Below are 16833 nucleotides of genomic sequence, written 5' to 3' on the forward strand. Positions count from 1 at the left end.
CCAGACAGGGAAGACCAGAAGTCACAACGCTTCAGTAAAAGAACTCTTCGCGCACGATTTTTCCGTTGGCGACGTGATAGATACCGACCTCTTTCATATCGAAGGTCTCGCCACTTTCCTTAACCTTGCCCTGCACTTCGAAAATTACGGCAAAGCGATCGTCGCCGTGCAAATAAGGCTCACTGACCGACGCACCCGAAACCTCATGGGCGCCCTCCCACCATTCGTGTTTGCCGCGGATGCCCTCGACGCCGTGCGTTTCACGCCCCATGCCTTCCATCTCTTGCGCTTCGACCGAACCGGCATCAGGCGCGTATAATTTGTTTAGGTTTTCCTTGGCCCGGTCCTCACGGCACCCAGCGACCAGTTCGTCTGCGATTTCTTTCAAATTCATTGATCCTCTCCATCTTTGTTCACTATTTGTTCTTTTTGGCATAACCATACGATTCTGAACACCCCCTTTGTCTTGCTTCGGCAGGATTCCCCGCCTATACGCGCGTTCATGCTTGATACCGCCACCAACCAACCCGTATTGCCGCCCGAGATTGCCCGACGCCGGACATTCGCCATCATCTCGCACCCGGATGCGGGCAAGACAACGCTGACTGAAAAGTTCCTCTTGTACGGTGGCGCGATTCAGATGGCCGGTCAGGTGCGCGCTAAGGGTGAGGCGCGGCGGACCCGGTCGGACTTCATGCAGATGGAGAAAGATCGGGGCATTTCGGTCTCAGCCTCGGCCATGTCTTTCGATTACGGGGACTTTCGGTTTAATCTGGTGGATACTCCCGGCCACTCAGATTTTTCCGAGGACACCTATCGCACACTGACCGCAGTGGACGCCGCCGTGATGGTGATCGACGGCGCGAAAGGTGTGGAAAGCCAGACGCAGAAACTGTTCGAGGTTTGCCGCCTGCGCGATTTGCCGATCCTGACCTTCTGTAACAAGATGGACCGCGAAAGCCGCGATACGTTCGAGATCATCGACGAAATTCAGGAGATGCTGGCCATCGACGTCACGCCTGCTGCGTGGCCGATTGGCGTGGGTCGCGATTTCATCGGCTGCTATGACATGCTGCGCGACCGACTGGAATTGATGGACCGCGCCGACCGCAACAAGGTAGCTGAAAGCATTCAGATCAACGGTCTGGACGACCCCAAACTGGCCGAACACGTACCCGAGCATCTGCTGGACAAGCTGCTGGAAGAGGTCGAGATGGCGCGCGAACTGCTGCCTGCGCTGGACCCGCAAGCGGTTCTTGAGGGGCACATGACTCCGATCTGGTTCGGCTCGGCGATCAACTCGTTCGGGGTCAAGGAACTGATGGAAGGTATCGGCGCCTATGGCCCACAGCCGCAGGTCCAGTCCGCTGAACCCCGACAAATTGCGCCTGATGAAAAGAAGGTCGCTGGTTTTGTCTTTAAGGTGCAGGCCAACATGGACCCCAAGCACCGCGACCGGGTTGCATTCGTCCGCATGGCAAGCGGCCATTTCAAACGTGGCATGAAGCTGACCCATGTTCGGTCGAAGAAGCCGATGGCGATTTCGAACCCCGTGCTGTTTCTGGCATCTGACCGCGAACTGGCCGAAGAGGCCTGGGCCGGAGACATCATCGGCATCCCAAACCACGGTCAACTGCGCATCGGTGACACCCTGACCGAGGGCGAAGCGCTGCGCGTGTCCGGGATCCCGTCATTTGCACCGGAATTGCTGCAAACTGTCAGAGCGGCGGACCCACTGAAAGCCAAGCATCTGGAAAAAGCCCTGATGCAATTTGCCGAGGAAGGTGCGGCCAAGGTCTTCAAACCCTCGATTGGTTCGGGCTATATCGTGGGCGTCGTTGGCGCGCTGCAGTTCGAAGTCCTCGCCAGCCGGATTGAGATGGAATACGGTCTGCCCGTCCGGTTCGAGGCGTCGCAGTTCACCTCTGCCCGCTGGGTGAGCGGTGACAAGGCCGAGGTTGAAAAGTTCGTCAACGCTAATAAACAGCACATCGCCCATGATCATGACGGCGACATCGTCTATCTGACGCGCTTGCAATGGGATATCGACCGGGTCGTGCGCGACTACCCCGAGCTGAACCTGACAGCGACTAAGGAAATGATGGTTTGATCCGGGTCTTGTAGTTTGGGCACCGTTCTCTAGGGTTCCGAAGCATGGCGGATTTGGATCAGGAAAACTATCCCGGCGGCTTCTATTCGGTGATGCGCCATCTGGAACGCAAAGAGGTTCCTTATCGCGATCCACAACGGGTACTGCCGCCGCCGGATGTTGATCTGAGTGAACTTGCCCAAACACCCGTAGAAAAACCTGACCCGGACGCCAGCTTTGACCACAAGCAGGACGCGCGCAGGAAGTACCACGCGCTGCAGCAGGAATTTTCTGGCCAATCGCTGCTGCATCTTGTTCACGCAATGTGCATCGCATTGCTGCGCCGGCATCCGTCACCGGCTGAGGCGCGGGCGCTGTTTCTGCGGATGTGGCGGGAAAAGGGTTCAGAGTTGGCGCGGGACCTGCCTGTGCGTTGGCTTATTTCCTCGGCAACCACATTCGCCGACCATGGCGAAACACTGGATCAGCGCTTGGGCGGACAGGGTCTGTACCTGTTGTACGATCTGATCAAGCTGCATGATAGCGAGCGTCGGGTATCCCTTCGTCCAAACGATCAAGCCTTTGATATGCAGGGTGAAAAACACCACGACGTTCCATTGGCATTCGGCATGGCGGGCTATTCGCTAAGGAATGGCGATCTGGATCGCAACCTTTTGGCACGCCTTTGGCGTCATGCAGAAAACGACGCGGTGTTGCGCCCGCTGGGGTACCGGATGTTGAAACTGGTGATGTACGACCCGCGCAGCATTTTTGGGCGTATCCAGCACTACAAGACCCGGCAGTCCCTGTTGGATCACATTGATGACTGACGGCTCTGGCTGGGGCATTGTTTCAACGGTTCGGGGCCCTGCCCCGGATATCCTGCGATTTGTTGCCTATCACCTCGATCTTGGGGTCGACCGGTTGCACATCTATCTGGATGAACCCAATTCCAAAGCTTTCGATGCCCTGGTTCGGCATCCGAAGGTCGACGTGCAAACATGCGATGAGGCCTTCTGGGCCAGCCGCAAGCGTGAACGGCCCGAACGGCATCAAAACCGTCAGACCGCAAATGCGTCATTCACCTATCGCAAGACCAATCTGAATTGGTTGGCCCATATCGACATGGACGAGTTTCTGTGGACGGACCGTCCCATTCCCCAGCAACTGACCGATGTTCCCAACCACATCCCCGCTGTACGTGTCCGCCCGATCGAAGCCGTGGGTGGTGGCACGGATCTTTTTAAGGCGTATCTTCCAAAGACCCCCCACCGTGACGCCCTCGTACAATCGCTGTACCCGCGTTACGGCGCTTTTGTTTTGGGTGGGTTCTTCAGCCATTTGCAAGGTAAGCTGATCGTCCGGACGGGCCTGAAGAAACTTAGCTTTCGTATCCACAACCTGTTCCAGGATAAAACCCTCTTGCCCTGCAAGTTCGAATTGCCGGGGTTGGAGCTGTGCCATCGACACGCCCCCGACTGGGAACATTTTAAGGCTCACCTTCGATTTCGCCTGGCGCGTGGCTCGTATCAGACAGGAATGTCCCTGAATGTTCCACGTGAACGGGGCGGCATGAACATGAACGAATTACTCAGCTGGATCGAGGCCGAAGGCGGCATGGATGGGCTGCGTGCATTTTTTGACGAAATCAGCGGTGCAGACCCCAACGTGAGAACCCGTCTGGAACAACATGACCTGATCCGATATCGGCCCCTGGATTTGGACGAAAAAGTCAGGAAACACTTTCCCGGAAGTGACTGAATTGTTGCGAGAAATCCGCAGAGCGAGCACAGTAAAAACCTTAAAGAGGTCTTCATTTGACCATACCCGGCGTTTTTGTTATGTCCCCCTCCAAGCCGAAATTGCGCAATGCAGCGTATGGCCATCCGGGCCCGGCACACCTTTGACGCGCGGGCCAGGTCTAATGTCCGCATGAACCGGACATACATGACAAAATTTAACGAACTGAACCTGAACCCGAAGGTCCTCAAAGCCATTGAGGAAGCCGGATACGAATCCCCCACCCCGATCCAAGAAGGCGCAATTCCACCTGCGCTGGAAGGTCGTGATGTATTGGGGATCGCCCAGACCGGCACGGGAAAAACTGCAAGCTTTACGCTGCCGATGATCACAATGCTGGCACGGGGCCGCGCGCGCGCGCGGATGCCACGGTCGCTGGTGCTGTGCCCGACACGGGAACTGGCTGCACAGGTCGCCGAGAATTTCGACACCTATAGCAAACACCTGAAACTGACCAAGGCGTTGTTGATCGGAGGCGTCAGCTTCAAGGAACAGGACGCACTGATCGACCGTGGCGTCGATGTTCTGATCGCAACTCCCGGCCGACTGCTGGACCATTTCGAACGCGGCAAACTGCTGTTGACCGGCGTGCAGATCATGGTCGTGGACGAAGCTGACCGGATGCTGGACATGGGTTTTATCCCCGATATCGAGCGCATCTTCTCGCTGACGCCGTTCACCCGCCAGACGCTGTTCTTTTCGGCCACCATGGCGTCCGAGATTGAACGCATCACCGACACTTTCCTGTCCGCCCCCGCGCGGGTCGAGGTTGCCCGACAGGCGACCGCCTCGGAAACCATTGAACAGGGCGTGGTCATGTTCAAAGGCGGCCGTCGCGATCGAGAGGCCAGCGCCAAGCGCAAAGTCTTGCGCGCACTGATCGATGCCGAGGGTGAAAAATGCACCAACGCGATCATCTTCTGTAACCGCAAGACAGACGTTGATATCTGCGCAAAGTCGCTAAAGAAATACGGCTATGACGCCGCCGCGATCCACGGCGATCTGGACCAATCACAGCGGATGAAAACGCTGGACGGTTTCCGCGACGGCTCGTTGCGGTTGCTGGTTGCCTCGGACGTGGCTGCGCGTGGACTTGATGTCCCGTCGGTCAGCCATGTTTTCAATTTCGACGTCCCCGGCCACCCCGAGGATTACGTTCACCGCATCGGCCGCACCGGTCGTGCCGGGCGCGATGGCAAGGCGATTACTATCTGTTCGGGTCGTGACGAAAAAGCGCTGGCTGCGATTGAAAAGCTGATCCAGAAGGACATTCCAAAGCTCGACAATCCGGTCAAGGACGAACCCAAAGCCGACACGCAGAAGCCTGAGAAAAAGACCAAGTCTGCCGACACGCAAAAGAGCGAAGGCAAAAAGAGCGACCGCAAAAAGGACAAAGAACCTAAAGGTCGTGGCCGTCGTTCGGATAACGGCAACGCGGTTGTGGGCATGGGCGATCACCTGCCCAGCTTCATTGCCCTAAGCTTTGACGAGCGCCGTGCTGGTTAAATCGCCAGCACCAGCGCCAGGATCGACAACCCCAACAACGCCATCCCGGCGATCTCACGCCGGGTAATGGTCTCGCGGAAAAACAGGATCGATGCGAACAGGCTGAGCAACAGTTCGACCTGCCCCAGCGCTTTGACATAGGCCGCGTTCTGCAAGGTGAACGCAAAGAACCAGCAAAACGATCCGCCCAGACTGGTCAAACCGACAAACACCCCTGTTCGACGTGTCTGCCACACCGCAAGCAGTTCGGTCCGGTCGCGCCACAGCAGCCATAGCGCCATGCTGAGGAACTGGAACGTCACAACCGCGGCCAGAGTGATCAGAGCGCGAAACCACGCGTCGATATCACCCAGTTCAAGCGACGCACCCCGGTAACTGACGGCGGAAAAGGCGAACAATACGCCTGACCCCAACCCTAGGCGCGACGCCCGGTTGGTCAGATGTTTCCACCACGCCCCGTCGCCTCCGGGTGATTTGGACAGCAAAAGCACCGCCATCAATCCCAGCAAGATCGCAACCAGACCCCCGTACGAGATCTGATCGCCCAGCACCAGAAAACCGACAATTGCGGTCTGAATTACTTCGGTTTTCTTAAAGGTAATCCCAACCGCAAAATTTCGTTGCTTGAACAAAGCGACCACGCAGATCGTTGCCAGAATTTGCGCGGTGCCACCGATGACAACGTATACCCAGAACCACCCCGTCAGCGGCGGCACGCTGAAGCCAGTCACTTGCAGCGCCACAATCAGCCCCAAAAGCGCCAGTGGCATCGAATACGCGAACCGGGCAAACGTCGCCCCGGCCGCACTTAGCTTTACGGTGCTGAGGGATTTTTGCAGCATGAACCGCACTGTCTGGAACGAGGCGGCAGCGATTGTTATGGGAATCCATAAACTCATGGCCCCCTTGTGTCGCTAAATCAAGGCTTTGGCCAGAGAGGATGTTCCACCGGATCCTTGGCCCGCAGGAAATACGCCTTAAAGATCTGCGCGTAAGACCGGTAGACATAAGCCTCATTCCGGGTCTGATACCGATCTTTGCTGGCGCGATATAGCGCAGGCAGGCGGTACCACGGCGCACCAGGATTCATGTGATGAACCACATGCAGGTTATTGTTTAAAAACAGAAAAGCCAGCAACCCACGATCTTCGATAATCACAGTACGGGCCTGCGGATTTTCATGCGCGCGGTGTTCAAGGAAGGTGCGGATCTTCACCAGCCCCAGCCCGATATAGGCGGACAGAACATACGCCCAAATCGGCATTGCCGAGTGCCCGACCACCCACAAAACCAAGGCCACCCCAACCAGATGCAGCGCCCAGGCCCGCAGGATGCCAAGGTCGCCCAGCAACGCACCGCGCAATTCATTCCGCGTGAATATGAATTGGCCAATCGCCGGACCCAGCACTATGCGCCCCAACAAGGTGTTGTTCACAGACAGCAGCCATCGCTGCCACCCGGCCAATGCGCCCCAGACCTGTGGATCCAGATAGTTGGTTTCAGGATCGTCATAGGGGTCGGTCAACGTCTCATCCCGGTGATGGGCCAGATGCAGGTCGCGGAACCTCTGATACGGGATGAACAGGGTCAGAGGCAGCGCCATCAGGCCCTCATTCAGCCAATTTGTACGAAACGGGTGGCCGTGCAGCGCCTCATGCGTCAACGAGGAATGGAGCGCCGCAACCAGACCCATCACCGGAATTGCCAGCCAAACCGGCATCAGGAAAATCACCGCCAACCACGCCCCATAGCAAGCCAGGATCAGGGCGAACGTGCCCCATTCGGGTGCTGCGGGCCTAGACATTGCGCCCCCATGAGATTTTGGCCCAGACGCGCTCGTAAATAACGTACATCGTCAATCCGATGGCCGTATTTACAATCGCCAGTGTCCCGCCCACAGCCGCCGAGCCAGTCGCGACCAGCCCGACCAGTGTCATCACCAGCAAGCCCATCGCATTCCACAGCACCGCTTTCACGACTGATCTGCGCCGTGTTTCCATTCCGTCACCCATATTATTGTTGTGTCTTCAAAATTACGGGTCACGGCATCCGTTGAAAATTCTGAATATGATTAACAAAACTCATCAACTGTGATATTTTTAAACAAATGCAGGAAAAAATCGACAAAAGAGACCGCGCGGCACAGTTCCGTACTCGCCTAGCCCGGGCGATGGAGGAGCGACACGTCAGTCAAAGCGCGCTGGCGCGTCAGATTGCGGTGGACCGTTCGACCGTATCGCAGCTTTTGACGGGTGAAGGCGCGCGCTTGCCAAATGCACATGTGGTAGGCAGTTGCGCCTCGGCGCTGGGGGTTTCGGCGGATTGGCTTCTGAGCCTGTCCGACCGACCCGAAAGCGCAGCGGAATTGTTGGCCAGCTCGCTGACAATGACCGAAGCACCACGTGCGCTGGTGGATGAGCGCATCTTTGAGTGGCATCAAGAAGCCGCAGGGTACAAAATCCGTTATGTTCCAGCGACTTTGCCCGACATGTTAAAGACCCGCGCGGTGCTGGAGTGGGAATATGCCCCGCATCTGGGGCGGACGGCGGATCAGGCCATCGGTGCCTCGGCTGACCGGCTGATGTGGATGCGCAGCGCGCAATCCGACTATGAAATCGCCATGCCGCTGTATGAAATCGATAGTTTCGTCCATGCGCGGGGCTATTACGACGGTCTTTGTCCCAAAATCCGGCTGGAACAGATCGACCATCTGCTGGAGATTTGCCAACAGCTTTACCCGCGTCTTAGAATCTATCTGTTTGACGCAAAACGGCTTTATTCCGCTCCGGTCACGATCTTCGGTCCTTTGCTTTGTGTTTTCTACGCCGGCAGCCACTATATGGCCTTTCGGGATCGTGATCGGATCGAAACCTTCACCCGCCATTTCGACCGACTGGTACGCGAGGCTGACCTGACTGCGCGCGACTTCTCAGAACACCTTAAACGGCTGCGCTCGCAAATTTCCGACCACTAAGGATGCACCTAAGCCTGTCTTGTGCTATCGTCGTTCGGCGCGAACCTTCGGGTATTCCGATCACAGACGGAGGACGACAGGAATGGACGCACTACAGACCGCTCAATACGCACGGGCCTTATATACTGTTCACGGCGACCGGGCCGAGGCGGAAGCCGCACAAAAGATGCGCGAATGTGAAGCCGCCGGAAATAGACAGGAAGCGCTAGACTGGCAAGCTGTCCGCCAGACCATCCGCCAAATTCGCGGGCCAAATCAGGGCTAGCTTCAGCGTTTCGAAAAAGCCCTGCCCCAAGCCGATTACCAATGCCCTTATTGCGCCAGGGCATTGGGGTTCTGTGTGTTTTCTAAACCGAGTTAGATTTTCGGATCTGGATTCACCGTGTGCCCATCCACGGCAATAACCTGCCCCGAAACAAGCCGCGCCGCATCCGAGGCGAGGAACACGGCCATGTTTGCGATATCGTGACCTTCAACAAAGCGCCCCATCGAGGTACCCGAGGCATACCCCGCATAGACCTGATCGCGGGTCATACCTTTTGCGGCCGCTTCGCGCGCCAGCACACCCTCCATCCGTGGGCCTTCAACCGCTCCAGGACAAATCGCATTTGCGCGAATACCGTGGGGGCCAAGTTCCATCGCAAGGGTTTTCATCAGGCCAATCACCGCCCATTTCGCCGCTGCATATGGCGCGCGGTACGGGTACCCGTATTGACCAGCAGTTGACGACGTCAGGGTGATGCTGCCCGCCTGCGCGGTCTTCATCAAAGGGACTGCATGTTTCACGGCCAGAAAAGCGCCCTCGAGGTTGACCGAAACGCAGGACCGCCAATCTGCCAACCCGATATCCTCGATCGCGTTTGTCGGTCCTGCCGTGCCTGCATTGGCGCACAGCGCATCCAATCCACCTTCGGCTGCGATATCCTGAAAAACGGCGCTCATATCGGACTCACTTGCGGCATCTGCGCGACGAGCCTCCCAGTGATCCGGCACCGTATTCAAAGCAGCCTCGTCAATATCCGTGATCCAAACACCATAGCCTGCATCATCAAATGCTTCGGCCATGGCACGGCCAACGCCCGAGGCGCCAGCCGTAATCAGAACCCGCCGGGTCATGCGGGTTTCCGGATCGCGGCGCCCGCGCCTTCGGGGTAGGGTAACCCTGCCTGCGCCTCGGCGATCCGCGTCATGGCGGCCTCGATTTCCGGCGACGGTGCGCTGGGGCGACGAGATTCAAGGCTGACATGCAGCAGGAAGCTTTCGCCCGTGGCCAGCAGCTTGTCTCCCTCATACATGCTGTGGAACACGTGCAATTTCTTGCCCTGCCCCAACAGCATCTGCGTGCGCACTTCGATCTTGGCGCCTGCGTGTGCTTCGTCGACATAGCGGATGTGGTTTTCAGCGGTGAAATAGCTGCCGCCCGAGGTTATGTAATCCGCGTCGCAGCCGATGATCTCCATGAACCGGTCGGTCGCGGCAGCGAAGGCTTCCAGATACCGCGCCTCGTTCATGTGGCCGTTGTAGTCGGTCCAATCCAGCGGTACGGCGCGCGACAATGTCAGAATAGGCTGACTTATGTCCGCCTGTTCCAGCGTTGGCAACGCGCCAGGTTTCAACAGCGCGTCATGCTGGTTCAGCACCGCGCCTGCTCCATAATTCTGCGCTTTGAGCGCGCGCATCATGCCCACAAGGTTGTTGTCACGGATCCGCTCCAGTTCGCGGATCGAGTGCATGCCCGACTGCGCGTCCGACTGATCCGCGATCAGGTCGACAAGTTCATCAGTAAAGTCCGGCACGTCCATCAACTTGGTCCACGGCCATTTCAACGCTGGCCCGAACTGAGCCATGAAGTGCCGCATCCCGGCCTCACCTCCGGCCACGCGATAGGTTTCAAACAGGCCCATCTGCGCCCAGCGAATGCCAAAGCCCATGCGGATGGCCTCGTCGATCTCTTCGGTCGTGGCGATGCCGTCCTTGACTAACCACAATGCCTCGCGCCAAACGGCCTCAAGAAATCGGTCAGCGATATGCGCGTCGATTTCTTTCTTGATGTGCAGCGGGAAAAACCCGACGGACTTCAGCAGTTCTTGTGCGCGGCTCACCATCGCAGGCGGGTTCTTGTCAGTAGGAACCAGTTCAATCAGCGGCAGCAGATAGACCGGGTTGAACGGGTGTGTAACCACGATCAGTTCAGGGCGCAGCGCGCCTTCTTGCAACTCGGACGGTTTAAATCCGCTGGTCGAGGAGCCTATGATCGCATCTGGACCACAAGCCTCCTGCAACCCCTTGTAGACCTTCAGTTTAAGGTCCAACCGTTCCGGCACGCTTTCCTGTATCCAGGCGGCACCCTGCACGGCCTCCGCCATATCTTCGTAGAACGTCAGAGATCCCTCGGACGGCAATGGCACATCGCTCAGCCCCGGCAAGGAGCGGCGCGCATTATCCAGAACCTCACCAATCTTACGCTCGGCCTCGGGGTCCGGGTCGAACACCCGGACGTTCCAGCCGTTCAGTAGAAATCTAGCGGCCCATCCGCCGCCGATAACGCCGCCGCCAATGATCGCTGCTGTTTTTTTCATTGCTTAACTACTTTCAGTTCTTGAGGGTCAAACCCATTTTCACTCAAAATGTCTTGCGCCATCGCCTGTTTTTCTTGAGTGATTGACCTGTGCCTGCTCAGTACGATGGCAAACACACCGTCCTCGCGCGCCAATACAACCAGTTCTGCTCCCGCGCTCACGTACATGATGTGTGTCTTCGCCGGACGTGCTGAAGTGATGTCGTACTCGAATGCAGTCCCGGATCGCCGGGTCGGCACGCTCAGGTGGTTTTCATAACAACCGTCCACTCTGGAGGTGTATCCCGAGCAGTCAGTTCTATCCGGATCTTGCAATTGATAGCTAGGGATTGGCTGGTCCAACAACCTAACCATGTACCGTTGCGCACCTTTGCTTTTGCGCCCGATCGCGGCGACTTCGAAATACGGCTTATCAAAGATCGACCAATTCACCGTTTCGACCGGTTTAAATGTCGATTGATGCCCTCGTAAACCGTCATTGCCCACCGAACTGCACGATGCAAGCAAGCTAGCGAACAAACAAGCGACAGCGTACGAAGGAACCCAGCGGTACATATTTGCACTTAGCCCTTTGGCGCCCGCTTCACTAGCCCCAACTTGTCACGCACTTCCTGCGCGCCGATCACCCGCGCGCCCATGTTCTCGATTATAGTCCCGGCGCGTTCGACTAGTTGCCAATTCTCGGCCAGCACGCCCTTGTCCAGCCACAGGTTATCCTCAAGCCCGACGCGCACGTTGCCGCCCGCCAATACAGCCGCCGCGGCATAAGCCATCTGATTGCGGCCCAGAGCAAACGCGCTGAACGTCCAGTCATCCGGCACGTTGTTGACCATCGCCATGAAGGTGTTCAAGTCATCCGGCGCGCCCCACGGCACGCCCATGCAAAGTTGCACCAATGCCGGGCTGTCCAGAACACCGTCCTTCACCAGCTGCTTTGCGTACCACAGATGGCCGGTGTCAAAGGCTTCGATCTCGGGCTTCACGCCCAAATGTGTCATCATCCGACCCATCGCCTGCAGCATGCCCGGCGTGTTGGTCATGACGTAATCGGCTTCGGCAAAGTTCATGGTGCCGCAGTCCAGCGTGCAGATCTCCGGCAGGCATTCCGCAACATGTTCGACCCGCGCGGCTGCACCGATCATATCAGTCCCGTCCTCGCGCAGTGGCAGCGGAGATTCGGTTGGGCCAAACACCATGTCCCCACCCATCCCGGCGGTCAGGTTTAGAACGACGTCAACCTCAGCCTCGCGAATGCGGTCCGTGACTTCGCGATACAGGTCCAGACGGCGGCTGGGTACACCGGTTTCAGGGTCGCGCACATGGCAATGCACCACCGCCGCCCCGGCCTTGGCTGCGGCAATCGCACTGTCGGCGATTTGCTTGGGTGAGCGCGGCACATGTGGGCTGCGATCCTGTGTCCCTCCCGAGCCGGTAACGGCGCAAGTGATGAAGACTTCGCGGTTCATTTCCAGAGGCATTGTGTTTTCCCCAAGTTATACCCGGTTTTGCCGTGAGTTTTCCCCAGGCTTCTCCACGGATTCCGATTTGCGTTCACCCCCGACTCTGACGCAGCCTTGTGGAAACACTTGCCAGAATGCGAATCGAACTTGATGAAATCCGCAAAAAACATACTCCAACCCGAACATCGCGCCCTGAAAACGGCTGTGCTGGTTCTGGACGAATGCAACACGCTCAGCTTCGCCTCGGCCGTTGATCCAATGCGGGCTGCCAACCGTCTGGCGGATCGTCCCGCTTTCGACTGGGATTATGTGACGGCAACGGCAGAACCCGCGATGTTGACCAGCGCACTGAACGTACCGGGTGTTCCGCTGGCACGGTTGCAAAGCTGCGATCTGATGATCGTTGTCGCGGGGTTCCAACTGGCCCGACACGCCACACCCAGTCTGCTGGCCGGACTGCGCCGTATTGCGGGCACTGGTGCCACCATGGCGGGCATTGACGGAGGCCCCTGGCTGTTGGCCGAGGCTGGCCTGCTGGATGGACACGCAGCCACAACTCACTGGGAAGACTTGGACAATTTCGCCACCCGATTCCCCGATATTGACGTTCGCCCCGATCGTTTCACCGTATCCGGCAATCGCCTGACCTCAGGTGGCGCTATCCCAGCGGTCGAAATGATGCTGCACATTATCGCTGCCCGCCACGGTGCCGGTTTTGCTGCCCGCGTCTCGGGTCTTTTCCTGTACGACGGTGCGCCCGAGCCCACAAAACCGCAAAGCCGGACCGGTGCCCCACACCGCCATACGGCGCTGACGGCCAAGGCGAACACCTTGATGGAATCTTCGCTGGACGAGCCGCTGCCACTGGCGGACATCGCCGAAACCCTCGGCACCAGCCCCCGCACCCTGCAGCAGCAATTTCGCCTGCGCCTGAACACAACGCCGCAGGACCACTATCTGCAGTTACGCTTGGCCGAGGCCCGCCGCCTGGTTACCGACACCGACATGCCGCTGATGGATGTGGCCCTGGCTACGGGGTTCGCCTCACAATCCAGCTTTGCACGTGCTTTCCGCACCGCACACGGCCTCTCGGCCCGTGACCTGCGGCAGGAACGTATACAACCTACTCATCACTGAGGAATCCGCTTCAGCTGGCTAAAAATATCTCGGGGAGGCGTACCTCGTGCAGCGGAGGCAGATCCACTAGAACGGCATAGGATGCGCGCGGTGCGCCTGACCGATTTCTGCCACGACCTCATCGGACAGCCGCAAGTCCTTACCGGCCAGGATATGCTCCAGCTGTGCCACCGAGGTCGCGCCGAAAATAGCCGACATCATGAACGGCCGCGTCCGACACCAAGCCAGTGCCATATGCACCGGGTCCAACCCATGCCGCTCAGCAATCTCCAGATAAGCCGCCACGGCCCCAAACACGCGTGGACCGGTGCGCCCGCCCATCTCGGGCACCAGCGACATACGTGATCCGATGGGCACCGCATCACCCTGATACTTGCCGGTCAGAAATCCCGCCCCCAACGGAGAAAAGGCCATCAAGCCCACATCTTCATGCACACTGAGTTCCGCCATATCCGTATCGAAGTGCCGGCATAGAATCGAATACTCATTCTGAACCGAGGCCACACGCGGCGCGCCCATTTGCTCGGCAATCCGCAGCCATTGCGCCGTACCCCAAGCGCTTTCGTTGGACAGGCCAAAGGCGCGGATATTGCCCTTGTCGACCTGTACTTGCAGGGCCTCAAGGCAATCCTGCATGTTGTCCAATACTTCGTTGGTGTTGTGCCCCGAAGGTGCATAATTCCAGTTTTGCCGGAACATGTAACTGCCCCGGTTCGGCCAGTGAAACTGATAGAGATCAATGCAATCCGTGTGCAGCCGCCGCAGTGAGCCATCGATCGCTTCGGGGATCGTCTTTCCCGAAATCTGCGCGCCATCGCGGGCGTGGGCGAACCCTGCCCCCGAGTGTTTGGTTGCCAGTACGTAATCTGCACGACGGGACGGGTTGGCAGCGTTCCAGCTGCCCAGAATCTCTTCGGTCCGACCCACGGTTTCCCTTGCGACCGGGTTCACCGGATACATCTCGGCCGTATCAACGAAATTAATCCCGGCTGCCAGCGCCATATCCAACTGCTTGTGGCCATCCGCCTCGGACGTCTGTGTGCCAAAGGTCATCGTACCCAGACATAAGTCTGTCACCGAAATTCCCGTGCGGCCTAATGGTCTTGTTTCCATCTGTCAGTCTCCGGAAAGCTTTTAAGATCAGCCTCTTACGCCTCGGCCTTCTTCTCCCACCGGCCCGATTCCTCGGACCAGTATTGCGCCGAACAACCCGCGCTAGTTAGTGCTTTCCACTGGCCGCGCGCCTGCTGGACAGCCATATCATCATTGCCATCGAACAGGATGCAGACACGCTCCAGCGAAGCCACCTCGTCGGCGTTTACCGGCGCGCCGTCCACGGCCATGACACAGGCCGGTTCATTGGCTGCCTCTGGCCCGGTCGTCAGCAAAACAGGCTGCGCCGCGTCATGCGGGCCACCTTCGCGCCCATGTGGCAGGAACCCGTCCTCGGGCCCCAGCCACAGCTTTTCATCCAGCCAGTCCATCCGTGCCGGATCTGTGCCCCGCACGGCAATCTTCCACCCAGCCTGCCGCGCCTTGTCCAGCAGCACCGGCAAGGTGTGTTCCAAGGGCTGACGGGTCAGGTGGTAGAAATAGACGGCACCCATACGATTACTCGAAGTTATCCTGCACCAAACGGCTGAGCGCGCGAACGCCCCAGCCGGTTGCCCCTTTGGGCGCATAGGATGTTTCTGACGACACCGAGGCCACACCCGCAATATCGAGGTGAATCCAAGGCGTTTCTTCTTTCACAAAACGCTGCAGGAATTGCGCCGCTGTGATCGACCCTGCCGGGCGACCGCCGACATTTTTCATATCAGCAATGCGCGACTTCAACTGTTTGTCGTACCCTTCGCCCAGCGGCAGGCGCCACGCGCCTTCATCCTCGGCCTTAGCCGATTTCAGGAAGGCATCGCAGAACGTGTCATTATTGGAAAATACACCGGCATTCTCGTGGCCCAGACCAATGATCACCGCGCCGGTCAGCGTGGCCAGATCGATCATGCCCACCGGTTGGAACCGCTCTTGCGTGTACCACATCACATCGCACAGAACCAAACGCCCTTCGGCGTCGGTGTTGATGATCTCGACCGTATCGCCCTTCATCGACTTGACCACATCGCCCGGACGGCTGGCATTGCCGGACGGCATGTTTTCGACCAGTCCGACCAGACCGACCACGTTGGCCTTGGCCTTGCGCTTAGCCAACGCACGCATGGTGCCTGCGACAACGCCCGCACCGCCCATATCCATGGTCATGTCTTCCATGCCGCCTGCGGGTTTCAGCGAGATACCACCGGTGTCGAACACGACACCCTTACCCACCAGAGCCAGTGGCGCGTCGTCCTTGTCACCGCCGTTCCACTGCATCACCACAACCTTCGAAGGGCTGACCGAACCCTGCCCGACGCTCAGCAGCGTTCGCATGCCCAACTCGGCCAGTTTGTCCTCTTCCAGAACTTCAACCTCAAGGCCCAGCTCCGCCATCTCGGCCAAACGGTCGGCGAATTCAGTGGTGGTCAGGACGTTTGCAGGCTCGTTGGTCAGATCACGGGTCATCCGCACCCCATCGGCCACGGCGTATTGCGGGGCAAAGGCGGCTTCGACCTCGTCGGGTTTCTGGTGACTGATGGTGACGGTGCCAACATCTTCCGCCTCTTTGGTCTTGTGCGCGTCGAAATCATAGGTGCGCAGCACGATGCCCATCGTCAGATCTTCGGTCCGGACCTGATTGCCTGCCATCACCAGCACGTCCTTGCCCCCTGCCAGCTTGGCCAGCGCCGCGCCCGCCTTGCGGGCCTCGGCCGGATCAGGACGGCGGGGCAGGATCACGATATCCAGCGCCTCGGCCGTCATTCCACCAGGCCAGGCCATCGAGATCACATCGCCCGTCTTTACCTTTTCAAACCGGGAACTTTCCACCAGACGCGCCACCGCGCCACGGGTCAGACGGTTGGCCCGACGCACCGCGGGGCTCATCTTGCCGTCCGATGGGATGATTACCGCCACCCGGCCTTCGGCTTGCGCCATTGCATCCGTATCAAAGGGCTGAAACCGGATCGGGACAAGACTGCTCATTGCGAACTCCTCAAAAACTGTTCCCCAAGACCTAGCCCGCACCGCGCGGCTTGACCAGATAGCAGTTTTCCCCGCGTGCCAATTGCATTACAGTCGCGGAAAAATTCCGGCAGGATCGGGGGAGAACGAATTGGCGAGACAGGGCAGGCATATGCCGTTGCGCATCCGCGCAGGCGAAGGTGATTCTGGCCTTTTCGGTGCCGATTACACC

The 16833-nt window shown here is 58.3% G+C and carries 18 protein-coding genes; 7 read left to right on the top strand and 11 right to left on the bottom strand.

From position 1 onward, the window contains the following. Nucleotides 1-31 precede the first annotated feature (31 nt). Nucleotides 32-394, bottom strand: a complete 363-nt coding sequence (locus tag ACR0JB_RS06380; protein ID WP_480789759.1) for a SnoaL-like domain-containing protein — start codon at nucleotides 392-394, stop codon at nucleotides 32-34. Nucleotides 395-502: 108 nt separating this feature from the next. Between ACR0JB_RS06380 and ACR0JB_RS06385 the strand changes: the two genes are divergently transcribed. The 4 genes from ACR0JB_RS06385 (at nucleotide 503) to ACR0JB_RS06400 (ending at nucleotide 5395) form a co-directional block, all read left to right on the top strand. Further along, entirely contained in the window at nucleotides 503-2110 is a 1608-nt protein-coding gene (locus ACR0JB_RS06385; protein WP_170348923.1) for a peptide chain release factor 3, read from the top strand. Nucleotides 2111-2154: 44 nt separating this feature from the next. Then, nucleotides 2155-2919 (top strand): hypothetical protein, encoded by a 765-nt coding sequence (locus ACR0JB_RS06390; RefSeq protein ID WP_170396023.1) that lies wholly within the window; start codon nucleotides 2155-2157, stop codon nucleotides 2917-2919. After that, nucleotides 2912-3850, top strand: coding sequence for a glycosyltransferase family 2 protein (locus tag ACR0JB_RS06395; protein WP_480789760.1), 939 nt, complete (start codon nucleotides 2912-2914; stop codon nucleotides 3848-3850). Before ACR0JB_RS06390 ends, ACR0JB_RS06395 begins: the two co-directional genes overlap by 8 nt. A gap of 186 nt (nucleotides 3851-4036) precedes the next feature. Continuing rightward, nucleotides 4037-5395 carry a DEAD/DEAH box helicase gene (locus tag ACR0JB_RS06400; protein WP_170396027.1) on the top strand — a complete coding sequence of 453 codons (1359 nt, stop codon included), beginning with the start codon at nucleotides 4037-4039 and terminating at the stop codon, nucleotides 5393-5395. Here the strand turns inward: ACR0JB_RS06400 and ACR0JB_RS06405 are convergent. The 3 genes from ACR0JB_RS06405 to ACR0JB_RS06415 are packed head-to-tail and all read right to left on the bottom strand — an operon-like array spanning nucleotide 5392 to nucleotide 7395. After that, on the bottom strand, nucleotides 5392-6294 hold the full coding sequence (locus tag ACR0JB_RS06405) for a DMT family transporter (protein ID WP_170396029.1): 903 nt from the start codon (nucleotides 6292-6294) through the stop codon (nucleotides 5392-5394). The genes ACR0JB_RS06400 and ACR0JB_RS06405 overlap by 4 nt on opposite strands. Nucleotides 6295-6314: 20 nt before the next feature. Beyond that, nucleotides 6315-7199 carry a fatty acid desaturase gene (locus ACR0JB_RS06410; protein WP_170396031.1) on the bottom strand — a complete coding sequence of 295 codons (885 nt, stop codon included), beginning with the start codon at nucleotides 7197-7199 and terminating at the stop codon, nucleotides 6315-6317. After that, on the bottom strand, nucleotides 7192-7395 hold the full coding sequence (locus ACR0JB_RS06415) for a DUF2061 domain-containing protein (protein ID WP_170348929.1): 204 nt from the start codon (nucleotides 7393-7395) through the stop codon (nucleotides 7192-7194). Before ACR0JB_RS06415 ends, ACR0JB_RS06410 begins: the two co-directional genes overlap by 8 nt. Before the next feature lie 107 nt (nucleotides 7396-7502). Here ACR0JB_RS06415 and ACR0JB_RS06420 point away from each other — a divergent pair, with 107 nt between their 5' ends. Beyond that, nucleotides 7503-8369, top strand: a complete 867-nt coding sequence (locus tag ACR0JB_RS06420) for a helix-turn-helix domain-containing protein (RefSeq protein ID WP_170375620.1) — start codon at nucleotides 7503-7505, stop codon at nucleotides 8367-8369. 82 nt (nucleotides 8370-8451) lie between these two features. Further along, nucleotides 8452-8634 carry a hypothetical protein gene (locus tag ACR0JB_RS06425; RefSeq protein WP_170348931.1) on the top strand — a complete coding sequence of 61 codons (183 nt, stop codon included), beginning with the start codon at nucleotides 8452-8454 and terminating at the stop codon, nucleotides 8632-8634. Between the two features lie 92 nt (nucleotides 8635-8726). Here the strand turns inward: ACR0JB_RS06425 and ACR0JB_RS06430 are convergent, their stop codons facing one another. Genes ACR0JB_RS06430 through bcoG form a run of 4 tightly spaced genes read right to left on the bottom strand, consistent with a single transcriptional unit; the run spans nucleotide 8727 to nucleotide 12425 of the window. Continuing rightward, a complete protein-coding gene (locus ACR0JB_RS06430; RefSeq protein ID WP_170396033.1) occupies nucleotides 8727-9485 on the bottom strand; it encodes an SDR family oxidoreductase in 759 nt (252 codons plus the stop codon). Then, complete coding sequence (locus tag ACR0JB_RS06435; RefSeq protein ID WP_480789761.1) at nucleotides 9482-10948, bottom strand: carnitine 3-dehydrogenase; 1467 nt, start codon at nucleotides 10946-10948, stop codon at nucleotides 9482-9484. Before ACR0JB_RS06435 ends, ACR0JB_RS06430 begins: the two co-directional genes overlap by 4 nt. Next, nucleotides 10945-11502 (bottom strand): hypothetical protein, encoded by a 558-nt coding sequence (locus ACR0JB_RS06440; RefSeq protein WP_425080517.1) that lies wholly within the window; start codon nucleotides 11500-11502, stop codon nucleotides 10945-10947. The genes ACR0JB_RS06435 and ACR0JB_RS06440 overlap by 4 nt, the downstream gene beginning before the upstream one ends. 8 nt (nucleotides 11503-11510) lie before the next feature. Continuing rightward, complete coding sequence (gene bcoG / locus ACR0JB_RS06445) at nucleotides 11511-12425, bottom strand: 3-dehydrocarnitine:acetyl-CoA trimethylamine transferase BcoG (protein WP_425080516.1); 915 nt, start codon at nucleotides 12423-12425, stop codon at nucleotides 11511-11513. A gap of 132 nt (nucleotides 12426-12557) precedes the next feature. On the opposite strand from bcoG, the gene ACR0JB_RS06450 reads away from it, so the two are divergent. Then, complete coding sequence (locus tag ACR0JB_RS06450) at nucleotides 12558-13544, top strand: GlxA family transcriptional regulator (protein ID WP_170358804.1); 987 nt, start codon at nucleotides 12558-12560, stop codon at nucleotides 13542-13544. A gap of 66 nt (nucleotides 13545-13610) precedes the next feature. On the opposite strand, the gene ACR0JB_RS06455 is transcribed toward ACR0JB_RS06450, so the two are convergent. From ACR0JB_RS06455 to ACR0JB_RS06465, 3 genes are read right to left on the bottom strand one after another with little or no spacing between them, the layout of a single operon-like run. Next, a complete protein-coding gene (locus tag ACR0JB_RS06455; protein ID WP_170396041.1) occupies nucleotides 13611-14657 on the bottom strand; it encodes an aldo/keto reductase in 1047 nt (348 codons plus the stop codon). A gap of 35 nt (nucleotides 14658-14692) precedes the next feature. Beyond that, entirely contained in the window at nucleotides 14693-15151 is a 459-nt protein-coding gene (locus ACR0JB_RS06460; protein WP_170358808.1) for a DNA polymerase III subunit chi, read from the bottom strand. Nucleotides 15152-15155: 4 nt separating this feature from the next. Further along, the gene (locus ACR0JB_RS06465; protein WP_480789762.1) at nucleotides 15156-16622 is read right to left on the bottom strand and encodes a leucyl aminopeptidase; all 1467 of its coding nucleotides are present in this window, start codon (nucleotides 16620-16622) and stop codon (nucleotides 15156-15158) included. Between the last annotated feature and the right edge of the window lie 211 nt (nucleotides 16623-16833).

The organism is Ruegeria sp. BI7, from assembly GCF_056537925.1.

Excerpts from the sequence above, each read along its gene's own strand:
- ACR0JB_RS06380 (WP_480789759.1), bottom strand. The coding sequence starts at position 394 with ATGAATTTGAAAGAAATCGCAGACGAACTGGTCGCTGGGTGCCGTGAG.
- ACR0JB_RS06385 (WP_170348923.1), top strand. The coding sequence starts at position 503 with ATGCTTGATACCGCCACCAACCAACCCGTATTGCCGCCCGAGATTGCC.
- ACR0JB_RS06390 (WP_170396023.1), top strand. The coding sequence starts at position 2,155 with ATGGCGGATTTGGATCAGGAAAACTATCCCGGCGGCTTCTATTCGGTG.
- ACR0JB_RS06395 (WP_480789760.1), top strand. The coding sequence starts at position 2,912 with ATGACTGACGGCTCTGGCTGGGGCATTGTTTCAACGGTTCGGGGCCCT.
- ACR0JB_RS06400 (WP_170396027.1), top strand. The coding sequence starts at position 4,037 with ATGACAAAATTTAACGAACTGAACCTGAACCCGAAGGTCCTCAAAGCC.
- ACR0JB_RS06405 (WP_170396029.1), bottom strand. The coding sequence starts at position 6,294 with ATGAGTTTATGGATTCCCATAACAATCGCTGCCGCCTCGTTCCAGACA.
- ACR0JB_RS06410 (WP_170396031.1), bottom strand. The coding sequence starts at position 7,199 with ATGTCTAGGCCCGCAGCACCCGAATGGGGCACGTTCGCCCTGATCCTG.
- ACR0JB_RS06415 (WP_170348929.1), bottom strand. The coding sequence starts at position 7,395 with ATGGAAACACGGCGCAGATCAGTCGTGAAAGCGGTGCTGTGGAATGCG.
- ACR0JB_RS06420 (WP_170375620.1), top strand. The coding sequence starts at position 7,503 with ATGCAGGAAAAAATCGACAAAAGAGACCGCGCGGCACAGTTCCGTACT.
- ACR0JB_RS06425 (WP_170348931.1), top strand. The coding sequence starts at position 8,452 with ATGGACGCACTACAGACCGCTCAATACGCACGGGCCTTATATACTGTT.
- ACR0JB_RS06430 (WP_170396033.1), bottom strand. The coding sequence starts at position 9,485 with ATGACCCGGCGGGTTCTGATTACGGCTGGCGCCTCGGGCGTTGGCCGT.
- ACR0JB_RS06435 (WP_480789761.1), bottom strand. The coding sequence starts at position 10,948 with ATGAAAAAAACAGCAGCGATCATTGGCGGCGGCGTTATCGGCGGCGGA.
- ACR0JB_RS06440 (WP_425080517.1), bottom strand. The coding sequence starts at position 11,502 with ATGTACCGCTGGGTTCCTTCGTACGCTGTCGCTTGTTTGTTCGCTAGC.
- bcoG (WP_425080516.1), bottom strand. The coding sequence starts at position 12,425 with ATGCCTCTGGAAATGAACCGCGAAGTCTTCATCACTTGCGCCGTTACC.
- ACR0JB_RS06450 (WP_170358804.1), top strand. The coding sequence starts at position 12,558 with ATGAAATCCGCAAAAAACATACTCCAACCCGAACATCGCGCCCTGAAA.
- ACR0JB_RS06455 (WP_170396041.1), bottom strand. The coding sequence starts at position 14,657 with ATGGAAACAAGACCATTAGGCCGCACGGGAATTTCGGTGACAGACTTA.
- ACR0JB_RS06460 (WP_170358808.1), bottom strand. The coding sequence starts at position 15,151 with ATGGGTGCCGTCTATTTCTACCACCTGACCCGTCAGCCCTTGGAACAC.
- ACR0JB_RS06465 (WP_480789762.1), bottom strand. The coding sequence starts at position 16,622 with ATGAGCAGTCTTGTCCCGATCCGGTTTCAGCCCTTTGATACGGATGCA.